Origin of the sequence: Aliiglaciecola sp. CAU 1673 (assembly GCF_029223185.1) — a bacterium.
In the GTDB taxonomy this organism is placed as follows: domain Bacteria; phylum Pseudomonadota; class Gammaproteobacteria; order Enterobacterales; family Alteromonadaceae; genus Bowmanella.
The window spans coordinates 36,969-55,444 of the sequence record NZ_JARHUG010000001.1; the positions used below are offsets into that span (position 1 = coordinate 36,969).

General features: G+C 52.3%; 15 protein-coding genes. 8 read left to right on the top strand and 7 right to left on the bottom strand.

What is annotated here, in order from left to right:
- The first annotated feature begins 117 nt into the window (after positions 1 to 117).
- Entirely contained in the window at positions 118 to 321 is a 204-nt protein-coding gene (locus P2G88_RS00180; RefSeq protein ID WP_275793540.1) for a hypothetical protein, read from the top strand.
- Between the two features lie 54 nt (positions 322 to 375).
- Here the strand turns inward: P2G88_RS00180 and P2G88_RS00185 are convergent, their stop codons facing one another.
- Positions 376 to 2,673: a bifunctional diguanylate cyclase/phosphodiesterase gene (locus P2G88_RS00185; protein WP_275793542.1), complete on the bottom strand. Its 2,298-nt coding sequence runs from the start codon at positions 2,671 to 2,673 to the stop codon at positions 376 to 378.
- A gap of 241 nt (positions 2,674 to 2,914) precedes the next feature.
- Between P2G88_RS00185 and selD the strand changes: the two genes are divergently transcribed.
- On the top strand, positions 2,915 to 3,967 hold the full coding sequence (gene selD, locus P2G88_RS00190) for a selenide, water dikinase SelD (protein ID WP_275793543.1): 1,053 nt from the start codon (positions 2,915 to 2,917) through the stop codon (positions 3,965 to 3,967).
- Positions 3,967 to 5,067, top strand: a complete 1,101-nt coding sequence (gene mnmH, locus P2G88_RS00195) for a tRNA 2-selenouridine(34) synthase MnmH (RefSeq protein WP_275793544.1) — start codon at positions 3,967 to 3,969, stop codon at positions 5,065 to 5,067. Before selD ends, mnmH begins: the two co-directional genes overlap by 1 nt.
- Here the strand turns inward: mnmH and P2G88_RS00200 are convergent.
- Positions 5,057 to 5,974 carry a hypothetical protein gene (locus P2G88_RS00200; RefSeq protein ID WP_275793545.1) on the bottom strand — a complete coding sequence of 306 codons (918 nt, stop codon included), beginning with the start codon at positions 5,972 to 5,974 and terminating at the stop codon, positions 5,057 to 5,059. The genes mnmH and P2G88_RS00200 overlap by 11 nt on opposite strands.
- 112 nt (positions 5,975 to 6,086) lie before the next feature.
- On the opposite strand from P2G88_RS00200, the gene P2G88_RS00205 reads away from it, so the two are divergent.
- A complete protein-coding gene (locus P2G88_RS00205) occupies positions 6,087 to 8,432 on the top strand; it encodes a DNA polymerase II (protein ID WP_275793546.1) in 2,346 nt (781 codons plus the stop codon).
- On the opposite strand, the gene P2G88_RS00210 is transcribed toward P2G88_RS00205, so the two are convergent.
- Genes P2G88_RS00210 through P2G88_RS00225 form a run of 4 tightly spaced genes read right to left on the bottom strand, consistent with a single transcriptional unit; the run spans position 8,429 to position 12,661 of the window.
- Positions 8,429 to 9,385, bottom strand: a complete 957-nt coding sequence (locus tag P2G88_RS00210) for a biotin-dependent carboxyltransferase family protein (RefSeq protein ID WP_275793548.1) — start codon at positions 9,383 to 9,385, stop codon at positions 8,429 to 8,431. The genes P2G88_RS00205 and P2G88_RS00210 overlap by 4 nt on opposite strands.
- Positions 9,382 to 10,068 carry a 5-oxoprolinase subunit PxpB gene (gene pxpB / locus P2G88_RS00215; protein ID WP_275793549.1) on the bottom strand — a complete coding sequence of 229 codons (687 nt, stop codon included), beginning with the start codon at positions 10,066 to 10,068 and terminating at the stop codon, positions 9,382 to 9,384. Before pxpB ends, P2G88_RS00210 begins: the two co-directional genes overlap by 4 nt.
- Positions 10,065 to 10,793 (bottom strand): 5-oxoprolinase subunit PxpA, encoded by a 729-nt coding sequence (locus P2G88_RS00220; RefSeq protein ID WP_275793906.1) that lies wholly within the window; start codon positions 10,791 to 10,793, stop codon positions 10,065 to 10,067. Before P2G88_RS00220 ends, pxpB begins: the two co-directional genes overlap by 4 nt.
- Positions 10,794 to 10,831: 38 nt before the next feature.
- Complete coding sequence (locus tag P2G88_RS00225; protein WP_275793550.1) at positions 10,832 to 12,661, bottom strand: glycoside hydrolase family 3 N-terminal domain-containing protein; 1,830 nt, start codon at positions 12,659 to 12,661, stop codon at positions 10,832 to 10,834.
- Positions 12,662 to 12,754: 93 nt separating this feature from the next.
- On the opposite strand from P2G88_RS00225, the gene P2G88_RS00230 reads away from it, so the two are divergent.
- From P2G88_RS00230 to P2G88_RS00245, 4 genes are read left to right on the top strand one after another with little or no spacing between them, the layout of a single operon-like run.
- Positions 12,755 to 14,320, top strand: coding sequence for a sodium:solute symporter (locus P2G88_RS00230; RefSeq protein WP_275793551.1), 1,566 nt, complete (start codon positions 12,755 to 12,757; stop codon positions 14,318 to 14,320).
- Entirely contained in the window at positions 14,320 to 15,192 is an 873-nt protein-coding gene (locus tag P2G88_RS00235; protein WP_275793552.1) for a BadF/BadG/BcrA/BcrD ATPase family protein, read from the top strand. The genes P2G88_RS00230 and P2G88_RS00235 overlap by 1 nt, the downstream gene beginning before the upstream one ends.
- A gap of 1 nt (position 15,193) precedes the next feature.
- Positions 15,194 to 16,114: an N-acetylmuramic acid 6-phosphate etherase gene (gene murQ / locus P2G88_RS00240; RefSeq protein ID WP_275793553.1), complete on the top strand. Its 921-nt coding sequence runs from the start codon at positions 15,194 to 15,196 to the stop codon at positions 16,112 to 16,114.
- The gene (locus P2G88_RS00245) at positions 16,114 to 17,292 is read left to right on the top strand and encodes a DUF1343 domain-containing protein (protein WP_275793554.1); all 1,179 of its coding nucleotides are present in this window, start codon (positions 16,114 to 16,116) and stop codon (positions 17,290 to 17,292) included. The genes murQ and P2G88_RS00245 overlap by 1 nt, the downstream gene beginning before the upstream one ends.
- Positions 17,293 to 17,674: 382 nt before the next feature.
- Here P2G88_RS00245 and P2G88_RS00250 read toward each other — a convergent pair whose 3' ends face one another.
- Positions 17,675 to 18,472 (bottom strand): hypothetical protein, encoded by a 798-nt coding sequence (locus P2G88_RS00250; protein ID WP_275793555.1) that lies wholly within the window; start codon positions 18,470 to 18,472, stop codon positions 17,675 to 17,677.
- Positions 18,473 to 18,476: the final 4 nt, after the last annotated feature.

The window sequence follows — 18,476 nt, forward strand, 5'->3', positions numbered from 1 at the left end:
GACGGCAAGGGGCTTTCAGGCAGGAGCCTAGAGAATCAATAGAATTGCGGACAAGTAATGAACCTTTCTAATAACAACTGCGTAACAAAATTGGTTTATAAACTGTGGAGAAAATGTATGTCGGCATTGTCTTTTATGTTTTCTGCAATAGTGACTTTATCTGTGTTTTGGTTTCTGCTGGTGATGGGGATGGAGAGTTGGGTGTATGTGGTTGTGCTACCACCGTTATTCTTCACGCTATTTATCGCACGTATGGCAAGACTGCCTCGAAAGTCCCGCATTTATGACAAGCAGTTTTTGAAAACTTTCCGTCGTTTTTAAGTGGGGCTAGATTGCGGCACGGCCCTCTTTTCGATGAAAGCCAAGCTGTGATTGTTAATGATTATTTAGGTGCAGATTCATTGTCACAGGCCTCGACAGCAGTTCCAAAAACTTTTCTTCAGGCAAAGGTTTGCTAAACCAATACCCTTGAATGGCATCGCATTGATAGTGACGCAGGAGCTTGAGTTGGTCCGCCCTTTCCACGCCTTCGGCGACGGTTTTCAAGCCCAGGTTTCTGCTTAACTGACACAGGCTGAGCACGATGGCCTGGTCAGATTTATCCTGATGCATATTGCGCACAAAAGACTGATCTATTTTCAGTTTATCCACCGGGAAGCCCTTGAGATAAGCAAGGGACGAATAACCCGTGCCAAAGTCATCAATAGACAGAGTGACCCCAATGTCCCTAAGCTCATTCAGCACCTTGGTGCCAAAGGTGCGGTTATCCATGATCATGCTTTCGGTGATTTCCAGCTCCAGCAACCTCGCCGGCAAACCAATTTTGTGCAGCAGATCCTGCACCTTCTTGGCAAAGTCCGGTTGGGCAAATTGTCTGGCTGATATATTGACGGCGATGGATTGCTCCAATCCTTGTGCTTGCCAGGACAAAGCCTTGCGACAGGCCATCTCCAGGATCCAGTCGCCGAGGGGCAGTATCAAACCACTTTTTTCGGCTAAAGGAATAAATTCGCCGGGTGAAATGGCACTGCCGTCTTCCTGAAACCAACGGATCAGTGATTCACAGCCATCCACCTGCTGAGTTTCCAGGTCAAGCTTGGGCTGAAAATGCAGCGTCAGCTTTTCATTCTCCATTGCCCGCTCCAGTTGACGGGTCACCGATAGACGTCTGGCGTGGCGACTGCCGCTGTCATGATCAAAGAAGCGGGTCACGTATTCCTGTTTACGCCCTTCATCAATGGCAATCTTGGCATGCAGCAAAAGCTCTTCTGGCAGCTGGCTGCAGCGCGGATATTCGGTGACGCCCTGGGTGATGCCGATACGCATTTGTCCCAGGGGAGTGTCAATGGGATGGGCAAAGCGGTAATTCAGCCGGTCTGACAGTTGTCGCAAAGCAAGAGATTCATTATCCAGGTCGGTAATGATCGTGAAATTGGCATCGCCGATGTGATAGAGCTGCGTTTCCATGCCCAGATCCAGCGTTTCTTTCGCTTGTTCAAAGGCTATGGCCAGCTCTTCTGCAAAAGCGCGCATGCACTGACTGGCGCCATTGAGACCGAAATTACCTACCAGTTGGCTGTAATGGGTGACGTCCAACAACACCAGGCTGAATATGTTTCCGGAATCAATCCGCTTGCCTAAGTCTTTGTTCATTTTGGCCCGGTTGGGCAGACCGCTCAGGTCTTTGTGATAGGCCTTGTGTTCCAGTTTTTGATTGGCAATGACCTGTTCGGTCACATCCTGAATATGGATATCATAGGCATCCAATTCTTTTACCCAATGCACCTCGTAACTCAGATAAGTATCCCCTATTTGGTGTTCAAACTTACCGACTTTGCTATCCGCCTTTTTTGTTAAGGCCAACTGCACCAACAAATCATCCGCCAGAAGAGCCTGGGGATTGGTATCGGTAAAGCCTAAATTTTTCATCAGCCTTTCTGAGGCTGGATTGTGATAAACCACCTGGCCTTGGGCACTCAGGCTGAGGATTGGATTGGGATTGCGCTTAGTAAAAATGGCAAGCCGCTCATTTTCGGCGCTTAAACCAACATAACGTCTGGTATAACGGCCAAGCAGAACCGTGAATAACAATAAGGCAGTGGCGAACCCGGTTACCGTCCAAACGGTTTGATCAAGTTGCTGCATGGTATCCACATAGCTCGCTTCTGCTCTTGCTTTTACCAGCTGTTTCAGTGCTTGCAACTGCGGCTGCATATTGCGTCTGGAAGCACTGATGTCTTCCAGCTTTTCTCTTGCCAGATCCCAGTCAATACGACTACTTGATAGGTTTGTATGTAACTGCTCGGCAAGCTTTTTAATTTTCTGCAGTTCCAGCAGCAGAGGGTGATTGTCGGCCGACAGACCTATGGCAATTAAAAGCCTTTCCACATTGACGATCAGGTCATCAAAGAGACCTTGGTGGGTGTCAAGATAATGAGCAGGGTCAGTGGTGGCATAGTATTCATACAGCACTCTTTCCTGTTCGCTGACTCGCATGGCAACCTCACCGAGGCCAATCAGGTTCGGCAGGCGCTTTTCTATCAAGACATTAGTGGCGTCCTTCACCGAGATGGCGGTCGAGTAAACCATTCCAGCCAATACCAAGCCGACGCCAATTACCAGGATATATAACGTCAGTGCCCGGTGTAACATCCGTTTTTTGGCTAGGGACATGTCAAATACTCTCCTTTATTAACACCATGTGACCCTGAAAAGTGCAACGGCATTTCAGTGACGACTGCTGTCTTAAGGCTGATCGTCTGGTTGTGGAAAAGTGACCGATGCCGGGGACTTTGTCTTATGCAAATATATTTTGCAAGCTTTGCTAAGGCCTGAAGCTGTTGTCCAGCTGCTATTGGACTTAGGCTTGGGTTATGATGCTTTTAACTAACTATAGGCAAAGAATCAGGCATAAATGAACACAGAGCCGGAAAATGCAAAGATAAGACTGACCCAATACAGCCATGGTGCAGGCTGTGGTTGCAAAATTGCCCCTAAGGTACTGGATCAGATTGTTCAGTCAAACCTCAGTGTACCCATGGACAGTAAACTGTTGGTGGGAAACAGCAGCAAGGATGATGCCGCTGCCTATGACTTGGGTAACGGCATGGCGGTGCTGAGTACCACTGACTTTTTTATGCCCATTGCCGATGACCCCTTTGATTTTGGCCGTATTGCCGCCACCAATGCCATCAGTGATATTTTTGCCATGGGCGGCAAGCCTATGATGGCCATCGCCATTTTGGGCTGGCCGCTGAATAAGCTGGGACCAGAGGTAGCCCGGCAAGTGGTGGAAGGTGGTCGTCAGGCCTGTCTGGACGCCGGTATTATGCTGGCAGGCGGTCACAGCATTGACTCGCCCGAGCCCATTTTCGGTCTTGCGGTCACAGGACAAGTGCCTATTTCACAGCTTAAGCAAAACAATACGGCCCAAGCCGGTTGCCGCTTATATCTGACTAAACCTTTAGGTGTAGGCGTACTAACAACGGCACAAAAACAGGGCAAGCTTAAGGATGAACACAGCCGGTTGGCCATTGAGGTGATGTGCCAGATGAACAGTATCGGCTCTACGTTAGCGGCCTATCCCTGGCTGACGGCAATGACCGATGTCACCGGTTTTGGCTTACTTGGTCATCTGCTGGAGCTTTGTGAAGGCAGCGGCTTGCGCGCGCAGTTATGGTTTGAACAAGTGCCCAAGTTGGCCCCGGTAATGGAGTATATCCAAGCAGGTGCAGTTCCCGGCGGCAGTCAGCGCAATTTTGACAGTTATGGTCACAAGATCAGCGCCTTGGCGCCAGAAGTACAGGCACTGTTATGCGATCCGCAAACCAGCGGTGGTTTGTTACTGGCGGTTAGCAAAGATGCCGAGTCTGAAGTACAGAGCATTCTCCAAAGCGAAGGATTATATGCCAAGGCGATTGGCGAGCTGCTCCCCGCTGGCGAAGGCCCCTTGGTTGAGGTGATCTGATGGCCAAAGGCTGTAAAGCAGATTCTGCCGACTATCGCGCCTTATTTTTAGCCGACACGCCCTTTATCGATTTACGTGCACCGGCCGAATTTGCCAAAGGTACTTTTCCCACTGCTATGAGCCTGCCGCTGATGACCGACAAAGAGCGAGCGGCGGTGGGCACTTGTTATAAACAGCAGGGTCAGCAAGCGGCCATCAATCTGGGGCACAAATTAGTTCAGGGGGACATCAAAGAAGCCCGGGTTAGGGCTTGGTGTGATTTTGCCAAAGCCAATCCTGATGGCTTCCTCTATTGCTGGCGTGGCGGCTTACGCTCGCAGATCAGCCAACAATGGATGGCCGAAGCGGGCGTCCTTTTTCCCAGAGTAGTGGGCGGCTATAAGGCGCTACGGCGCTTTTTAATTGATAGCCTGGAAGCCCTTGTTGCCAGCAAACAGATGTTGTTACTGGCGGGAAAGACCGGCTGTGGTAAAACCTTGCTGCTGGAGCAGCTTCCCTGGTCTTTGGATTTGGAAGCCCTGGCTAATCATAACGGCTCCAGCTTTGGGCTTCGCCTGGGCGGGCAGCCTACGCAAATTTCCTTTGAAAATGCTCTCTCCATCGCCCTGCTTAAACTGGATAGCCAAGGCTTCGAATCTGTATTGCTGGAGGATGAAAGCGCCCATATCGGCTCGTTGATGCTACCGAATAGCCTGCAGCAAAGAATGCGGCAAAGTCCGGTGATATTGCTGGAAACGCCACTCAACGAGCGGGTGGAGATTATCTTTGATGAGTATATCCGCCATCGCCTGGCCCAGCACCTTGGTGGGGAAGGGGGCTATGAAGCCTTCTGCCTGTATTTACGTAATGCCTTTAAGCGGATCCACAAGCGCCTGGGTGCGGATGCCTACCAACACATTTCATCGCTGCTTGAGCAAGCATTGGCCGCACAGCCTGACAGCGTATTGGCCGGCGAATTGCACCGCGCCTGGATTACCGAGCTGCTGGTAAGGTATTACGACCCTATGTATGAGTATCAGCTGAAAAAACGCCCCAGAGCCTGTCTTTTTCAAGGCGATAAAGCTCAGGTACTGGAGTTTCTGGCAAACTTTACGGGCTAGTGCTTAGTGCGGAGGTGAGTGGGGCCTTGCTGAACGACGTGCCATAGACTTCATCGTATATGTCAATCACTGCCTGATGACTCGCCGGATGAAACCAGTTCAGATGGGCATCAAGATAGCTTTGTTGTTGGCTTAGCTTGGCAATTTCGCGGTCAAAGATCTCCACCAGGGCTTTGCCCGCAGGTGTCTTCGAGCACAGGATATGACCTTCTACCTGCTTGGGTAGCTCTTGCAGGTGCAAAGGGATAATCAGTGAGTGCCCGCCCAGTTTTTCAGCAAAACTATGGAAAGCGTTGGGGTATTCGAGCACGGCCGCAAGGCGTCCTTCCAGCAACATGTCTACCAGTCCCACCGACATATCGGCGGCGGTGCGTACCCAAAGCTTTTCTTGCCACTTGGGATCGGCCAAGGCTTGGTCAATCTGACCGCCATAACTGCGTCCGCCGACGATGCCAAATTCCTTTTCGCCGGCGGCGTTGAGCACATCTTCCAGGGTTAGCTGGTTCTGTTTGTCGCGAATCTGCTGCCAAAGGGCTCTATCGGCACGTACATAGAGTTTGTGTCCCGGGTAGACAACTTGAGGCAGACGAGTCGCTTGGTAGAGTCTGCGCCTTTCTTCTGTCAGTAACTTACGGCCAGTACAGGCATTGGTTCTGCTGTCGAGAATACTCATGGCCCGTTCATTGTTAGCCTGAATATGTTGTACCTCAAGCTGGGGCAAGGCTTGTTGTAAAAGTACTAAAGTCGCTCCGCTCACATCGGGTGCATGGATATTTTTGTGGGTATGACCCTCTACGTCGGGGCTAATCCAAATCATTTTGGTGGGAGTGGTGCTTTCTGCTTCAGGGCGGCTTTGCACCGAAAAGCAACACAAGAGAAAAATCAGGGCGGTTAAGTATCTGTCCATTTGTTTGTCTTCCCTATACCACGGCAACAACATCATCAAAAATAGCCCAGCGTTGCCAAAGTTCAGCCCGCCTTTGCTAGAATGCGCCGATAATTTTACTGTGGATGACGTGTTGAGTACAACCGGAGTTGGCTTCATTTTAACCAGGGCACAACTGGAGTCGGCAGCGGGCATCAGCCTGGAACTCTGGTTGGCAACGTCACAAGGCCCGTTGCGCCTGCTGACTGAGCCCCAGTCTCTGACCTTCTTTATTGAACAGCGCGAGCTTCAAAAATTGCCAAGCCTTCTATCCGGGCTCGACTACCGGATAAAACCGCTACCGCTTAAAACCTTCCAGCAAACGCCGGTAGCCGCCTTGTATTTTTCCAAATCTGCCCATGGGTTTATGGCCAGAGACAGGTTAAAGGATGTGGGCATGGTGCGTTATGAAGACGACATCCGTTTAGCCGACCGCTATCTGATGGAGCGCTTTGCCTATGGCAGTGTGGCTTATCAGGGGCATCAGATGGCCTATCCTACCTGGCAGCAGATAGATCAGGCCAAAGTGAAGCCAGCCGAATACATTCCCACCCTCAGCCTTTTGTCACTGGACATTGAATGCAGTGGTCAGGGCGAGCTTTATTCTATTGGTCTGGCCACAGACAAGCTTCACAAAGTACTGATGGTGGGGCCGGCACAAGGGCAAGAAAGCTGGATAAGTTGGGTGGCCGATGAGCGTGCTTTGCTCAAGGCGCTGGTAGAGGAAATCCAGACCATCGATCCCGATCTAATTGTCGGTTGGAACCTGGTCAACTTCGATTTTCGCCTGTTGGTGCAGCGTGCCAATGCCTTGGGCATGCCGCTGCATTTTGGTCGCGCTAACGCGCCGGTACAATGGCGGGACGGTAATGACAGCAATCTTGGGTTTATCAGCATTCCCGGACGGGTCGCCATCGATGGTATCGATGCCCTTAAGACTGCCACTTACCAGTTTGATAGTTTCAGCCTGGAGCAGGTGGCGCAAAGTCTTTTGGGTAAAGGCAAAGCCATGGAAGAGGGCGCCGATCGTCTGGCCGTGATCGAACATGATTTTATTCATAACAAGTTAAAACTGGCCCGCTACAACCTGCAGGATTGCTTGCTGGTGCTGGAGATTTTCGCCCACACCAAGCTGGTAGACTTTTTAGTGCTACGCAGTCGCCTGACCGGTCTGGAACTGGATCGTATGGGTGGCTCGGTGGCGGCTTTTACCAATTTGTATCTGCCTAAGCTGCATCGCGCCGGTTATATCGCGCCTAATTTACCGGCTGATGGTGGCCTGGCCAGCCCCGGTGGCTATGTGATGGACTCCAGGCCGGGCCTTTATCGCAACCTATTGGTGCTGGATTTTAAAAGCCTGTATCCGTCGATTATTCTCACCTTTAAAATTGATCCGCTGGGGCTGGTGGAAGGTCTGTTGGATCCTGAGCAAGCCATTCCCGGTTTTCGTGGTGCGAAATTCTCCCGGGAACGGCACTTCTTACCCGATATTATTGCTTCTTTGTGGAAGCAACGGGATGAAGCCAAGCGCCTGAAAGACAGCGCCCGCTCTCAGGCCATTAAGATCCTGATGAATTCCTTCTACGGGGTGCTCGGCTCTGGTGGTTGCCGTTTCTACGATACCCGTCTGGCCAGCTCCATCACCTTGCGCGGTCATGAGATTATGCAAACCACCGCAGCCTGGATAAAAGAGCAGGGCTATGAGGTTATCTATGGTGATACCGACTCAACCTTTGTGTGGCTGGGGGATGATAAAGATGAGGTGCAGGCGCAACGCATCGGCAAGGATCTGGCGGCGCTGATCAATCGGCGCTGGCAACACAAGCTGGCTCAAGAGCTGCAACTAGACAGCCATCTGGAAATTGAATTTGAGACCCACTTTAAGCGCTTTTTAATGCCCACCATTCGTGGCTCGGAGCTTGGCAGCAAGAAGCGCTATGCCGGCCTTAAAAGTACACCACAAGGCGACAAGCTGGTGTTCAAGGGCCTGGAGTCGGTGCGCTCGGACTGGACCGAGCTGGCCCGGGAATTTCAGCAACAGTTATATGAAAAGGTATTTGCCGGGGAAGCAGTGGCGGATTACATCCGCAGCGTTATGGATAGCACCCGGCGCGGTGAATACGACCACAAGCTGGTCTACCGTAAACGTTTGCGTCGGCCCCTTGGCCAGTATGTGAAAAATGTACCGCCCCATGTGCGCGCGGCCAGGTTGGCCGACGAACAGAATCAAGCGCTTGGCAAGCCCCTGCAGTATCAACAGCGAGGCTGGATCCGCTACCTGATGACGGTACAAGGGCCCGAGCCGGTGGAGTATCGGCACAGCCCCCTGGACTATGAGCACTATATCGACAAACAGCTTCGGCCTGTGGCAGAAGGAATTCTGCCTTTTGTGGATTTGAGCTTTGATGCCTTAGCCAGTGAGCAGATGGGCTTGTTCTAGATCTGGATTAAGGTCTGCTGTAACTGGGCATCTTGGCTGCGATTTTCCAGCAGTAGGGCCTTGGCCATGGCCTGAGGGATGGCTTCAAATTGTACCTCGGTACCGTGCAGGCACTGCGAAAGTCTTGCACAATCCAGGGACAGCACCGCCCCCAGCTTAGGATAGCCGCCGATGGTCTGCCGATCGTGTAACAGCACGATGGGCTGACCATCGCCAGGCAGCTGCACTGCCCCTAAGCAGATCCCTTCCGACCACAGGCTTTTGAAGTCATGGGCAATGGCCTCTCCTTTCAATCTATAGCCCATACGGTCTGCCTGGCTGCTGATACGGTAGCTGTGGGTAAAGAAAGCCTGTTTCTGTTCCTGGTTAAAGTTCGCATATTGATAGCCTGGCACCAGGCGCAGCAGAAGTCCTTGTCCATAATGGGGATGATGAGCGGGTGGCAGCATCCAGCCGGCTCGTTGCTTGTCCTCACGGGCGGGCAGCATATCGCCTTTTTTAAGTTTATTGCCATGTAGTCCGCCAATCCCCTCACGTACTACCGTAGTGGCGCTGCCAAACTGCGGGGCAACGCAAAAACCGCCACTGACAGCCACATAACTGCGCACTCCCTGCCTGGTCCGTCCCAGCTTGATGGTATCCCCTTCCTGAACTGAAAAACTTTGCCAAAGCGCTTGAGGCTGGCCATTTACTGACACCTCGACCACGGCCCCGGTTACGCAAAGCCGGGTCTGAATACGGGCCTGCAGGGTGAGCCCGCCAAGGCTGACCTCCAGCGCCTGGGCATGATCGTTATTTTCCAAAAGGCGGTTGGCCCAACGATAGGCAAAGGGATCCATGGGGCCACCCTGGGTCAGCCCCAGATGTGCAAAACCGAAGCGCCCCTTATCCACCACAATAGAAAACAGGCCGCCGTCCAACACTTCAAAGGCATCTGCGAGGATGTCGTTCATAGCTTGCCGCCTAAATCCAGGAAGCTTTGACGGTCAATGGCTTTGAAGCAGATACGATCGCCCACGCTAAAGGCCATGGGCGGGTCCTGGGCCGGGTCAAACAATGTTGAAGGGCAAAGCCCAATCAGATTCCAACCGCCGGGAGAGGCATCGGGATAAACCGCGGTTTGGCGATCGGCAATGGCCACCGCGCCTTTTGGCACCTTTTTCCTGGGAGTGGCCAGTCTTGGCATGGCGATACGTTTATCCACCTCGCCAAGATAGGCAAAACCTGGAGCAAAACCTATGGCATAAACCCGGTATTCCACTTGTTGGTGCAGGGCAATCACCTCATCGATGGAGAGCTTGGCCTGCCGGGCCAGACTGCCTAAGTCAGCGCCGCTTTCCTCACTGTAATACACCGGCAATTCGATGAGCTTGCCTGCTGTCAGGTTTGCTTGCTCGGTTTGGGGCAGACACAGCATCAGAGCATCACGGATTTGCCGGGGCTCAATGTTAAGGGGGTCAAACAGAATCAAAAGACTGTGGTAGCTGGGCACCAACTCCAGCAGATCCTCACCAAGAGCGCGGTATAGCTTGGGTATCAATGCAGCCAGGCGTGCAGTAATGCTGTCGCTGGGATTATCTGCCAGATAAAGAATGAGCGCTCCTTCGCCGGCGCTTTGGAGCCTGGGATAACTCATGCGTCTAACAAATCGCGAATATGTTTGACCATGGCCACGGCCTGTGGGTTATCGCCATGTACGCATAGGCTGTCGGCCTCAAGCTTCAGCGCTTTGCCGCTGAGGGTGATCACCTTCCCTTCTTTAACCAGGGAGGTGACCTGCGCCAGGGTTTGCTCGGTATCTAACACCGCATCGGCTTGGTTGCGTGGTAGCAGACGGCCATCAGCCTGGTAGCGCCTGTCGGCGAAGGCCTCAAACAATAACTCAATGCCAAAGGGGCCGGCTTCCCGGCGGTATTGCTGTGCCTGGCTGTCGGCTTGCAACATCAGTTTTAATGACCGGGGGTAGCTGCGAATGGCCTCGTAAATAGTGCGCCGGGTTTCCAGGTTATTCATCATATCGTGGTACATGGCGCCATGGGGTTTGACATAGGTGATAGCTATTCCCTGCACTTTGGCCATGGCATCGAGTGCACCGATTTGGTAGTGCAGCAGATTAATCAACTCCTGCGAAGTGCAATGCAAGGTACGACGACCAAAGCCAATCAGATCCGGATAGGCGGGGTGAGCGCCTACTTCTACCTGATACTCGGCGGCCAGCTGCAAGGTGCGATGCATTACATCGGGATCGCCGGCATGAAAGCCGCAGGCGATATTGGCCTGGTGAATATGGGGCATCACTTCCTCATCCAGCCCCATTTTCCAGTTGCCGTAACTCTCGCCTAGATCGCAATTGAGCTTCATCTGTACCTCTGTCACGTGCTTTCTTCCAGCATAACAAATTAGAGCGATGGCGGCAGGGTCACCGGTAACTGTCCCTGAGGCTTGGATTTGCCTGCCAGCGCCCGGGCAAGAGCATCAAAGGTCGGGCCTTGTATTTGCGGTGTCTTGCTGTTGCTCTGTAGTTCGTGGGTGTTATACGCATAGCTCGCCAATACCACGTCAGCCCGATGACCTAATTGGGCTATATCGTAAGGTGCGCGCAGGCTGACCAGAATGCTCTGCTTACCCTCTGATTGGGCTTGTAGCAGTAATCTGGGAAGCAAATGCCGGCGCTCTTCTTCATTGACCACAGCGCCGGATAAGTCCCAATCCCAGGGGCCCCATTCGCTGCTGCTTTGTGCCGGGTTGATATTGGCTAACAGTAAGGCATCCGCCTTTTTAATCGCCGCGAAGGCTTTGCTTTCTTCAAAGCTACGAAGGCTGCTGCAACTGGTGGTAAGGGCAGGCATTTCCCGTGCAAGGGCCTGGGTGAGGGCCAGACATTTGCCCCAATCAGGTAGCACTAAATGCAGACTTTTCACCTTCTTCGCCAAGGCCGCGCTTTGGCCTTTAACCAGGGTCAGCGAGGCATCGGCCAATTGGGCTTCCAAGGTCTTCAGGGCTGGGTCGGTAAGTGCTGCATTTGCCTTGGCCAACGCCTGGCTCACCGGTGTACCCAGGTTATCTGAAAATGCCATGTTGGTTTTGGCTTCGCGAATACGTTTGGCCGATGCACCGATGGCCCTGGCGTCCAGTTCGCCACTTTTAACCGCCGCTTCAAGGGCATCCAGGAGTATGGACAGGCGTGTCATCGCCTTGGGGCTATTGAGTAGTAGTGGCATCAGCGCGATATCGGCACCGGCCTTGAAGGTTTCAATAACGGCCTGCTCCGGCTCAAAAAAGTGGGCAACGCCTGCCATATCCAGGGCATCGGTGACAATCAGGCCCTGGTAGCCTAATTCGTCGCGCAATAGATCGGTTAAAATGGCTTTGGACAAGGTGGCGGGTCGCAGCATGCTCTCACCACGCTTATTGACGATTTTACTGCTATCCAAGGCCGGATACTGGATATGGGCGGTCATCAGCATCTTTACTTCACCGGCGCTAATCAGGCGCTGGAAGGGCAAAAGATCGGCCCTTTCAATGGTGGCCTTGTCATGATCCACCCGGGGCAGGCCGGTATGGCTGTCTACTTCCGTATCACCATGGCCGGGGAAATGTTTGACCGCGCCCATGACTCCTTGTTGTTGCATCGCCTTTAGTTGGGCCAGACCCAATTCGGCGACCATCACCGGATCTGCCGAAAACGCGCGCACATTAATCACCGGATTGTCCGGGTTGACGTTAACATCCAGCGTCGGCGCAAAATTCAGGTTAAAACCCAGGGCCTTTAACTGTTGGGCCAGAGCATGACCGGTTTGCTCTGCGAACTGCATACCGTGCCTGGCATAAGTGGCGCCTATGGCCATATTGCCGGAAAACGCCGGTGTTAGTTGTCTGGGGATGCGGGCGACCCGGCCGCCTTCCTGATCGATAGCCAAAAACAAGGGCACACCAGCCTTGGATTTGGCATTAGCCTGCTGCAAGGCTCGATTCAGGTTGATGATTTGCTCAAGGGACTGCAGGTTTTCGCCGAACAGGATCACGCCGCCAACCCCTTCTTTGGCCAGTAACTTAGCGGCCTCTTTTGGCAATTCAGTCATCGGCGTACGACAAGGTTTTTTACTGTCCTGACAAAAGTAACGAAAGTCGATGATTAATTTTTGCGCCAGATCCTGACGCAGGCTGTTGGCCTGGGCTGGGTTGGTGCACAGAGCAAGGATAAAAAACAACAGGGTAGTGGCGCGCATAGAGATTATTTATTGGTATAGGCGGGAAACCGACATTAGATAAGATAGTATGCCAGGAAGCTTGGCCATACAACGCGGGACTGTAGTTAAAGCATGGAGAGTCAATTTGCCTGGCTGGATTGGACGGTATTTGCCGCCTATGCCCTGTTGATGCTGGGTAGCGGCTGGTACTTTAGTCGCCGCCAGGCGGCGTCCAGCCGGGAATATTTTCTGGCCGGTAACCAGATGCCGGTGTGGATGGTGGCCATTTCGGTGTTGGCTACCTCCCAATCGGCGGCCACATTCTTGGGCGGTCCGGAGCAGGGCTATCGCAGCGATTTAAGCTATCTGGCCACCAATATCGGTGCCATGATTGCCGCACTGCTGGTGGCTTACTGGCTAATTCCCAAGTTTTATGCACTGCGGGTGACCACGGTGTATGAGTTGCTGGAGCAACGTTTTGGCGCCGGCGCCAAATCCCAGGCCAGTTTGCTCTATCTGTTTGGGCGGGTGTTTGCCAGCGGTGCGCGCCTGTTTATGGCTGCACTGGCGCTGGCCATGATCCTGTTTAACGATATTCACGCTTCCTCGGTACTCAGCGCCCTATTGGTACTGACTCTGGTTGGCCTGCTGTATTCGCTGGTGGGTGGCATTCGCTCGGTGATTTATTCCGATGTGATCCACTGCGCTCTATATGTAGGCGCGGCGCTATTGGTGCTGGGCTATCTGTTTATGCAAATGCCGCTGGAATGGTCGCAGATGCTATCGGCTTTGGAACATCCGCTGGACAGGGAATTATCCAAATTTACCCTGATCGATACGCGGCTGGATTTTGGTCCCGGTGGGGTGTTTAGCCTGTGGTCGGCGCTGACCGGTTTTGTGCTATTGAATATCGCCGCCTTTGGGTTAGATCAGGATATGACCCAGCGCATGCTCAGTTGCAAAGATGCCAGGCAAGGTGCCAAGGCACTACTGTGGTCAGTGGTATGGGTGATCCCGGTGATGTTGGTGTTTATCCTGATTGGCTTGTTGCTGTATCTCTTTTACCAGCGTCCGGATTTAATGGGCAGCGCCAGCGGCCTTGAAACACCCAGCTTCGAGGGCGAGCCGATTGGCGTGTTTATGTACTATGTGCTTAATGAGTTGCCCGCGGGCCTTAAAGGCTTGGTGGCGGTGGGGGTCATCGCGGCGGCCTTATCTACTCTCAATTCCGGGTTGAATGCCATGTCATCGGTGTTGGTAGAGGATTTGTACCGGCCCTGGCGGGCGCGCCGCGGGGCTTTGCCGGAAAAACACTATGTGCGCGCCGGACAATGGGGCATGGTAATAGCCGCCTTAGCGCTTTGCGCCATGGCGGCATTGTGTTTTTATTGGCAGCGCTACTCAGATATGCCGCTGTTGGCCTTTGCCTTAAGTGTGATGGTGTTTTCCTACAGCGGCCTGCTGGGCGTATACTTCACCGCTTTGTTTACCCATCGCGGCAGTCCGGCATCTGTGGCGGCGGCATTGGCCACAGGATTTTTGTTTACCCTGGCTATGCAGCCCTATTTGATGGCGTGGTATTTACCCGCGCAATGGCAATTTGAATTGGGTTTTAGTTGGCAACTTTGCCTGGGGGCATTGGTCGCCACAATGGTGTGTCTGATGGGGAAAAGCCCCCAATCCGAGAGACGTATTTGATGAGTTGGCAATATTTTTTAGGTATTGACGGTGGCGCCAGTAAAACGGTAGGGCGTCTGCATTGTGTTCAAAGCGGTGAACGGTTTGAAGGCCGCGCCGAGCCGTCCTCCCTGACCCTGGGAGTAGAAAAAGCGGTAGCAGAGATAGTCAAGCTGGCGCAAGACCTGTGCAAGCAAGCCCATTGCAGCACTCAGGATATTTATTTGGTATGTGGTTTGGCCGGTGCCGGTGAAGCGGCGCTAAATCAACAGGCAACAAAAGCGTTGTCGGCCTATTTCGGCGAGGTGGAAGTGCTGACCGATGCCAAAACCTCGGCCTATGGCGCCAATCTGGGCGAGCCAGTGGCAGTGGTAGCGCTGGGCACCGGCTCGGTGGCCATGACATTGGACAAGCAAGGCCGGGAGAGACAGATTGGCGGCTGGGGATTATTGGTAGGCGATGAAGGTGGCGGTGCTCGTCTGGGGGTCAATGCCGTCAGTGCCTTGCTTTGGGAATTGGATATCCATGCAAAGCCTGTGACCGACACTGGCCGCTATTTGCAATCCCAACTGGGACAGGATGCTGATGCCATTTTGGGTTGGTTACGCAGGGCAACACCGACTTCCTACGCGGCGCTGGTGCCTGCCATCCTCGAAAAAATGGAGTGGTGTCCTTTGGCGCAAAGCCTGTTTCAGCAGCATATGCAGGCGGTGGTGCGTTTAATCAAAGCCACCGGCGACAACTTGCCCGTGGTGCTAACCGGGGGACTTGCCGATATCAGCCTAAAGCACCTTAATGAGCCCCTGAAATCCCGTGTGATTACTGCTCGTGGTACCTCGCTGGATGGTGCTTGTCTGTTGGCCGAGCGTGCTATTGCCTTAGCGGAGGCCTGAAATGTCCAATAATCTGCTGACTGAGCTTGCATCCCTGCAATCGGAGGGGCGCAACTCCCGCACCATGGATTTGGATCTGTTGCCCACGTCGCAAATGCTGGAGCGTATCAACGAGCAGGACCAAAGCGTGGCGCTGGCCGTGCAGGCGGTGCTGCCGCAAATCGCCCAGGCAGTGGATTGGATTGCTGATGCTTTTGCATCAGGCGGGCGGCTGATTTATCAGGGGGCCGGGACCAGCGGCCGTCTTGGAGTGCTGGATGCTGTGGAGTGCCCACCTACCTTCGGCGTGTCGCCGGAATTGGTCGTGGGACTGCTTGCCGGTGGCGAAAAAGCCATGTTTAAGGCGGTAGAAGGGGCCGAAGATAATCAGGAGTTGGGCAAGCAGGACCTACAGGCCATTAGTGTAAGCCCAAAAGATGTGCTGGTGGGTATTGCCGCCAGCGGCCGCACCCCTTATGTGCTGGGCGGCCTGGCTTATGCCAGGGAACTGGGGGTTAAAACCGTTGGACTGTCCTGTAATCCCGGCTCTAAGGTTGCACAGGCGGCAGAACTGGCTATTTCCGTAGCGGTGGGGCCTGAGGCCCTGACCGGCTCCACCAGAATGAAGTCAGGTACTGCACAGAAAATGGTGCTGAATATGCTTTCCACCGGCGCCATGATCCGAAGCGGCAAAAGCTATGAAAATCTGATGGTGGATGTGGCTGCCACCAATGAAAAGCTTAAGGCCAGAGCGGTTCGAATTGTGATGCAGGCCACGGCCTGTAATGAACAATCGGCCAGGAAGGCGCTGGAACAGGCTGAAAATCAAGCCAAGCTAGCCATCTTGTTGGTGTTAACCAACTTAGACAGAGAAGCGGGTAAGGCTTTGCTGGCCAAGCATCAGGGCTTTTTACGCAAAGCGGTGCAAGCATGGCGAGGTTAATGCCAACAGTATTTCTTCTGATATTCTGCGGGTTCTTGTTTGGTTTGCCTGCTTTGGCTGGCTGTTCGGCCGATTCGACACCCGTTTTCAGGCTCGGTGCTGAACAAAGCGAGCGCTATTTGCCGCAGCTTAAAGACAAACGCATCGGTCTGATTGTTAATCAGACCGCCAGGGTGGGTGAGCAGCATCTGCTGGATTTTCTGTTAGAAAGTGGCGTTAAGGTGGCCAGGGTCTTTGCTCCGGAGCATGGCTTTCGTGGCGAAGCCGATGCCGGTGCCAGCATTGACGGCGGTGTGGACTCCCGCACCGGTACGCCTATTTACTCCATCTATGGTGAGCGCAAACAGCCAGCGCCCGACGCCTTAAACGACTTGGATATCCTGGTTTTCGATATTCAGGATGTGGGCGTACGCTATTACACCTACATCAGCTCCATGCATCTGATGATGGAAGCGGCCGCTGATGCCGGCTTACCCTTTATGGTGCTGGACAGGCCCAATCCGAATGGCGCTTATGTGGATGGCCCTGTGCTTGAACCTGCTTTTCGTTCCTTTGTGGGGATGCATGAGATTCCGCTGCTGCACGGTATGACGGTGGGAGAGTTGGCGCAAATGATAGTCGGTGAGGGCTGGCTGAAAAGTGAAAAGCCCCTCTCTCTTAGCGTTATTCCCATGCAGGGCTATCAGCGAGAGATGTCCTATGACTTGCCCATCAAACCCAGTCCGAATTTGCCCAATGCCCAGGCGGTAGCCCTTTATCCTTCGCTGGGCTTTTTCGAAGCCACCCCTATCAGCATTGGTCGGGGTACTGACTTTCCGTTCCAGGTCATAGGCCACGATACAATCCAGCCACCAGGGGCCGTTTTCAGCTTTACCCCTGTCTCCAAACCCGGCGCCAGTAAACCCAAACTACAAGATACGCCGCTGTTAGGGGAGGATTTACGTCAATATCCGGCAAATGGCTTGGACTTAAGCCATCTTTTGCGTTGGTATCAGGTCTTTGCCAAAAAGGGCGAAGCCTTTTTCGACGCCCCCGCCTTTATGGATAAGCTGGCCGGCACCGATAAATTGCGCCTGGCCATCGAAGCCGGTCAAAGCGAAGCCGAAATCCGTGCCAGCTGGCAGCCAAAACTAGACGGCTTTAATGTAAAACGCCAAGCTTATCTGCTTTATCCTTGACCACCCTATTTCTGGCGGCAAGTGGAATTAGTGCTCATGAGGATTCCTTTTATACACCATGAATGCCAGTCAGATACGAACTAGCCTTATCCTCATTGCCGTGTTGATAGGATGAAAATAAGGCATACCATTAACCTTTCTGACGATGGCAGTCAGATTATTAGTTTTTAATCAGATTTTTTTGGCAGGCCTAAGTAAATCAATGCAAAAATAACATTTGCAAAAGGTATTAAGCCAAGGATTATCGCTGTTCTTGCTGAGTAATTTTTCGATTTAGCCATCACAACGTTAATTAATATGCAAGCTATTGAATAAATAAATACGGATATCCAAAGGGGAGAGATGGTTCCGTCATGTAACATATCTAGCATGATTATCCTTCTTAATGCTCTAAAATAACGACATAGTATGTTCTGGCGCCGGCGCCAACACTTACATTGACAACCCTAACCCCATACATAGAAGCCCTATTTATATAGTCATTCATTGAATCAACAGAATTAAAGGTATATTCACCAGAGAAGGATTCTCCAGCATCGGAAATCATATTGCCGTCAACATCACTTGAACTGTTTTCTTTATAATCGAGTCGCAGCTTAGCCTGGTTTGCATGTGGTGCAGTCATTATTAATGTGCTGCCATCTTCAAATTCGAAAATATACTCTAAGCCATTGATGGGATTGTAAAAATGTCCAGCAAGTACAACCCCGAGTGTGGAAAGCCAATAACTCACCGGATGATTGTCATGAAACCAGTCATCTAGTCTTTCTCTATTGCTTGTATTTCTTGCAATATCCCATGCACTAGTAAATCCACTTTCGCCCGGTACAAAGACCTTCTTAAGCGCAAAGACTTCGTTTCTGGAAGCATCGTCTACTTTAGCTTGGAGATCGCTCGGGACAGAGACTGGTGAAGAAGTGGAAACAACATCAATTTCACCGTTATTATTTAAACTATACTGAACCGATATTCTCCATCCTGATATTTGAGCTGTCTTAAAATTTGCAACGAATATATCATCAGTGTACCCATTGCTTGTTACATTTCCTTCGGCTGCACTTCTGGCCACTGAATGCATTTGAAACTGATTGATGCAAGTGTTGCAAGTTAAATATTGTTCGGCGCTTGCTTTAATAGAAAGAGCTAGAGTTGTAATAAAGACTAAAACCAGAAATCTCATCTAT

Bases quoted from the DNA above. Each gene is read 5' to 3' on its own strand.
- P2G88_RS00180 (WP_275793540.1), top strand. From the start codon at position 118: ATGTCGGCATTGTCTTTTATGTTTTCTGCAATAGTGACTTTATCTGTG.
- P2G88_RS00185 (WP_275793542.1), bottom strand. From the start codon at position 2,673: ATGTCCCTAGCCAAAAAACGGATGTTACACCGGGCACTGACGTTATAT.
- selD (WP_275793543.1), top strand. From the start codon at position 2,915: ATGAACACAGAGCCGGAAAATGCAAAGATAAGACTGACCCAATACAGC.
- mnmH (WP_275793544.1), top strand. From the start codon at position 3,967: ATGGCCAAAGGCTGTAAAGCAGATTCTGCCGACTATCGCGCCTTATTT.
- P2G88_RS00200 (WP_275793545.1), bottom strand. From the start codon at position 5,974: ATGGACAGATACTTAACCGCCCTGATTTTTCTCTTGTGTTGCTTTTCG.
- P2G88_RS00210 (WP_275793548.1), bottom strand. From the start codon at position 9,385: ATGAACGACATCCTCGCAGATGCCTTTGAAGTGTTGGACGGCGGCCTG.
- pxpB (WP_275793549.1), bottom strand. From the start codon at position 10,068: ATGAGTTATCCCAGGCTCCAAAGCGCCGGCGAAGGAGCGCTCATTCTT.
- P2G88_RS00220 (WP_275793906.1), bottom strand. From the start codon at position 10,793: ATGAAGCTCAATTGCGATCTAGGCGAGAGTTACGGCAACTGGAAAATG.
- P2G88_RS00225 (WP_275793550.1), bottom strand. From the start codon at position 12,661: ATGCGCGCCACTACCCTGTTGTTTTTTATCCTTGCTCTGTGCACCAAC.
- P2G88_RS00230 (WP_275793551.1), top strand. From the start codon at position 12,755: ATGGAGAGTCAATTTGCCTGGCTGGATTGGACGGTATTTGCCGCCTAT.
- P2G88_RS00235 (WP_275793552.1), top strand. From the start codon at position 14,320: ATGAGTTGGCAATATTTTTTAGGTATTGACGGTGGCGCCAGTAAAACG.
- murQ (WP_275793553.1), top strand. From the start codon at position 15,194: ATGTCCAATAATCTGCTGACTGAGCTTGCATCCCTGCAATCGGAGGGG.
- P2G88_RS00245 (WP_275793554.1), top strand. From the start codon at position 16,114: ATGCCAACAGTATTTCTTCTGATATTCTGCGGGTTCTTGTTTGGTTTG.
- P2G88_RS00250 (WP_275793555.1), bottom strand. From the start codon at position 18,472: ATGAGATTTCTGGTTTTAGTCTTTATTACAACTCTAGCTCTTTCTATT.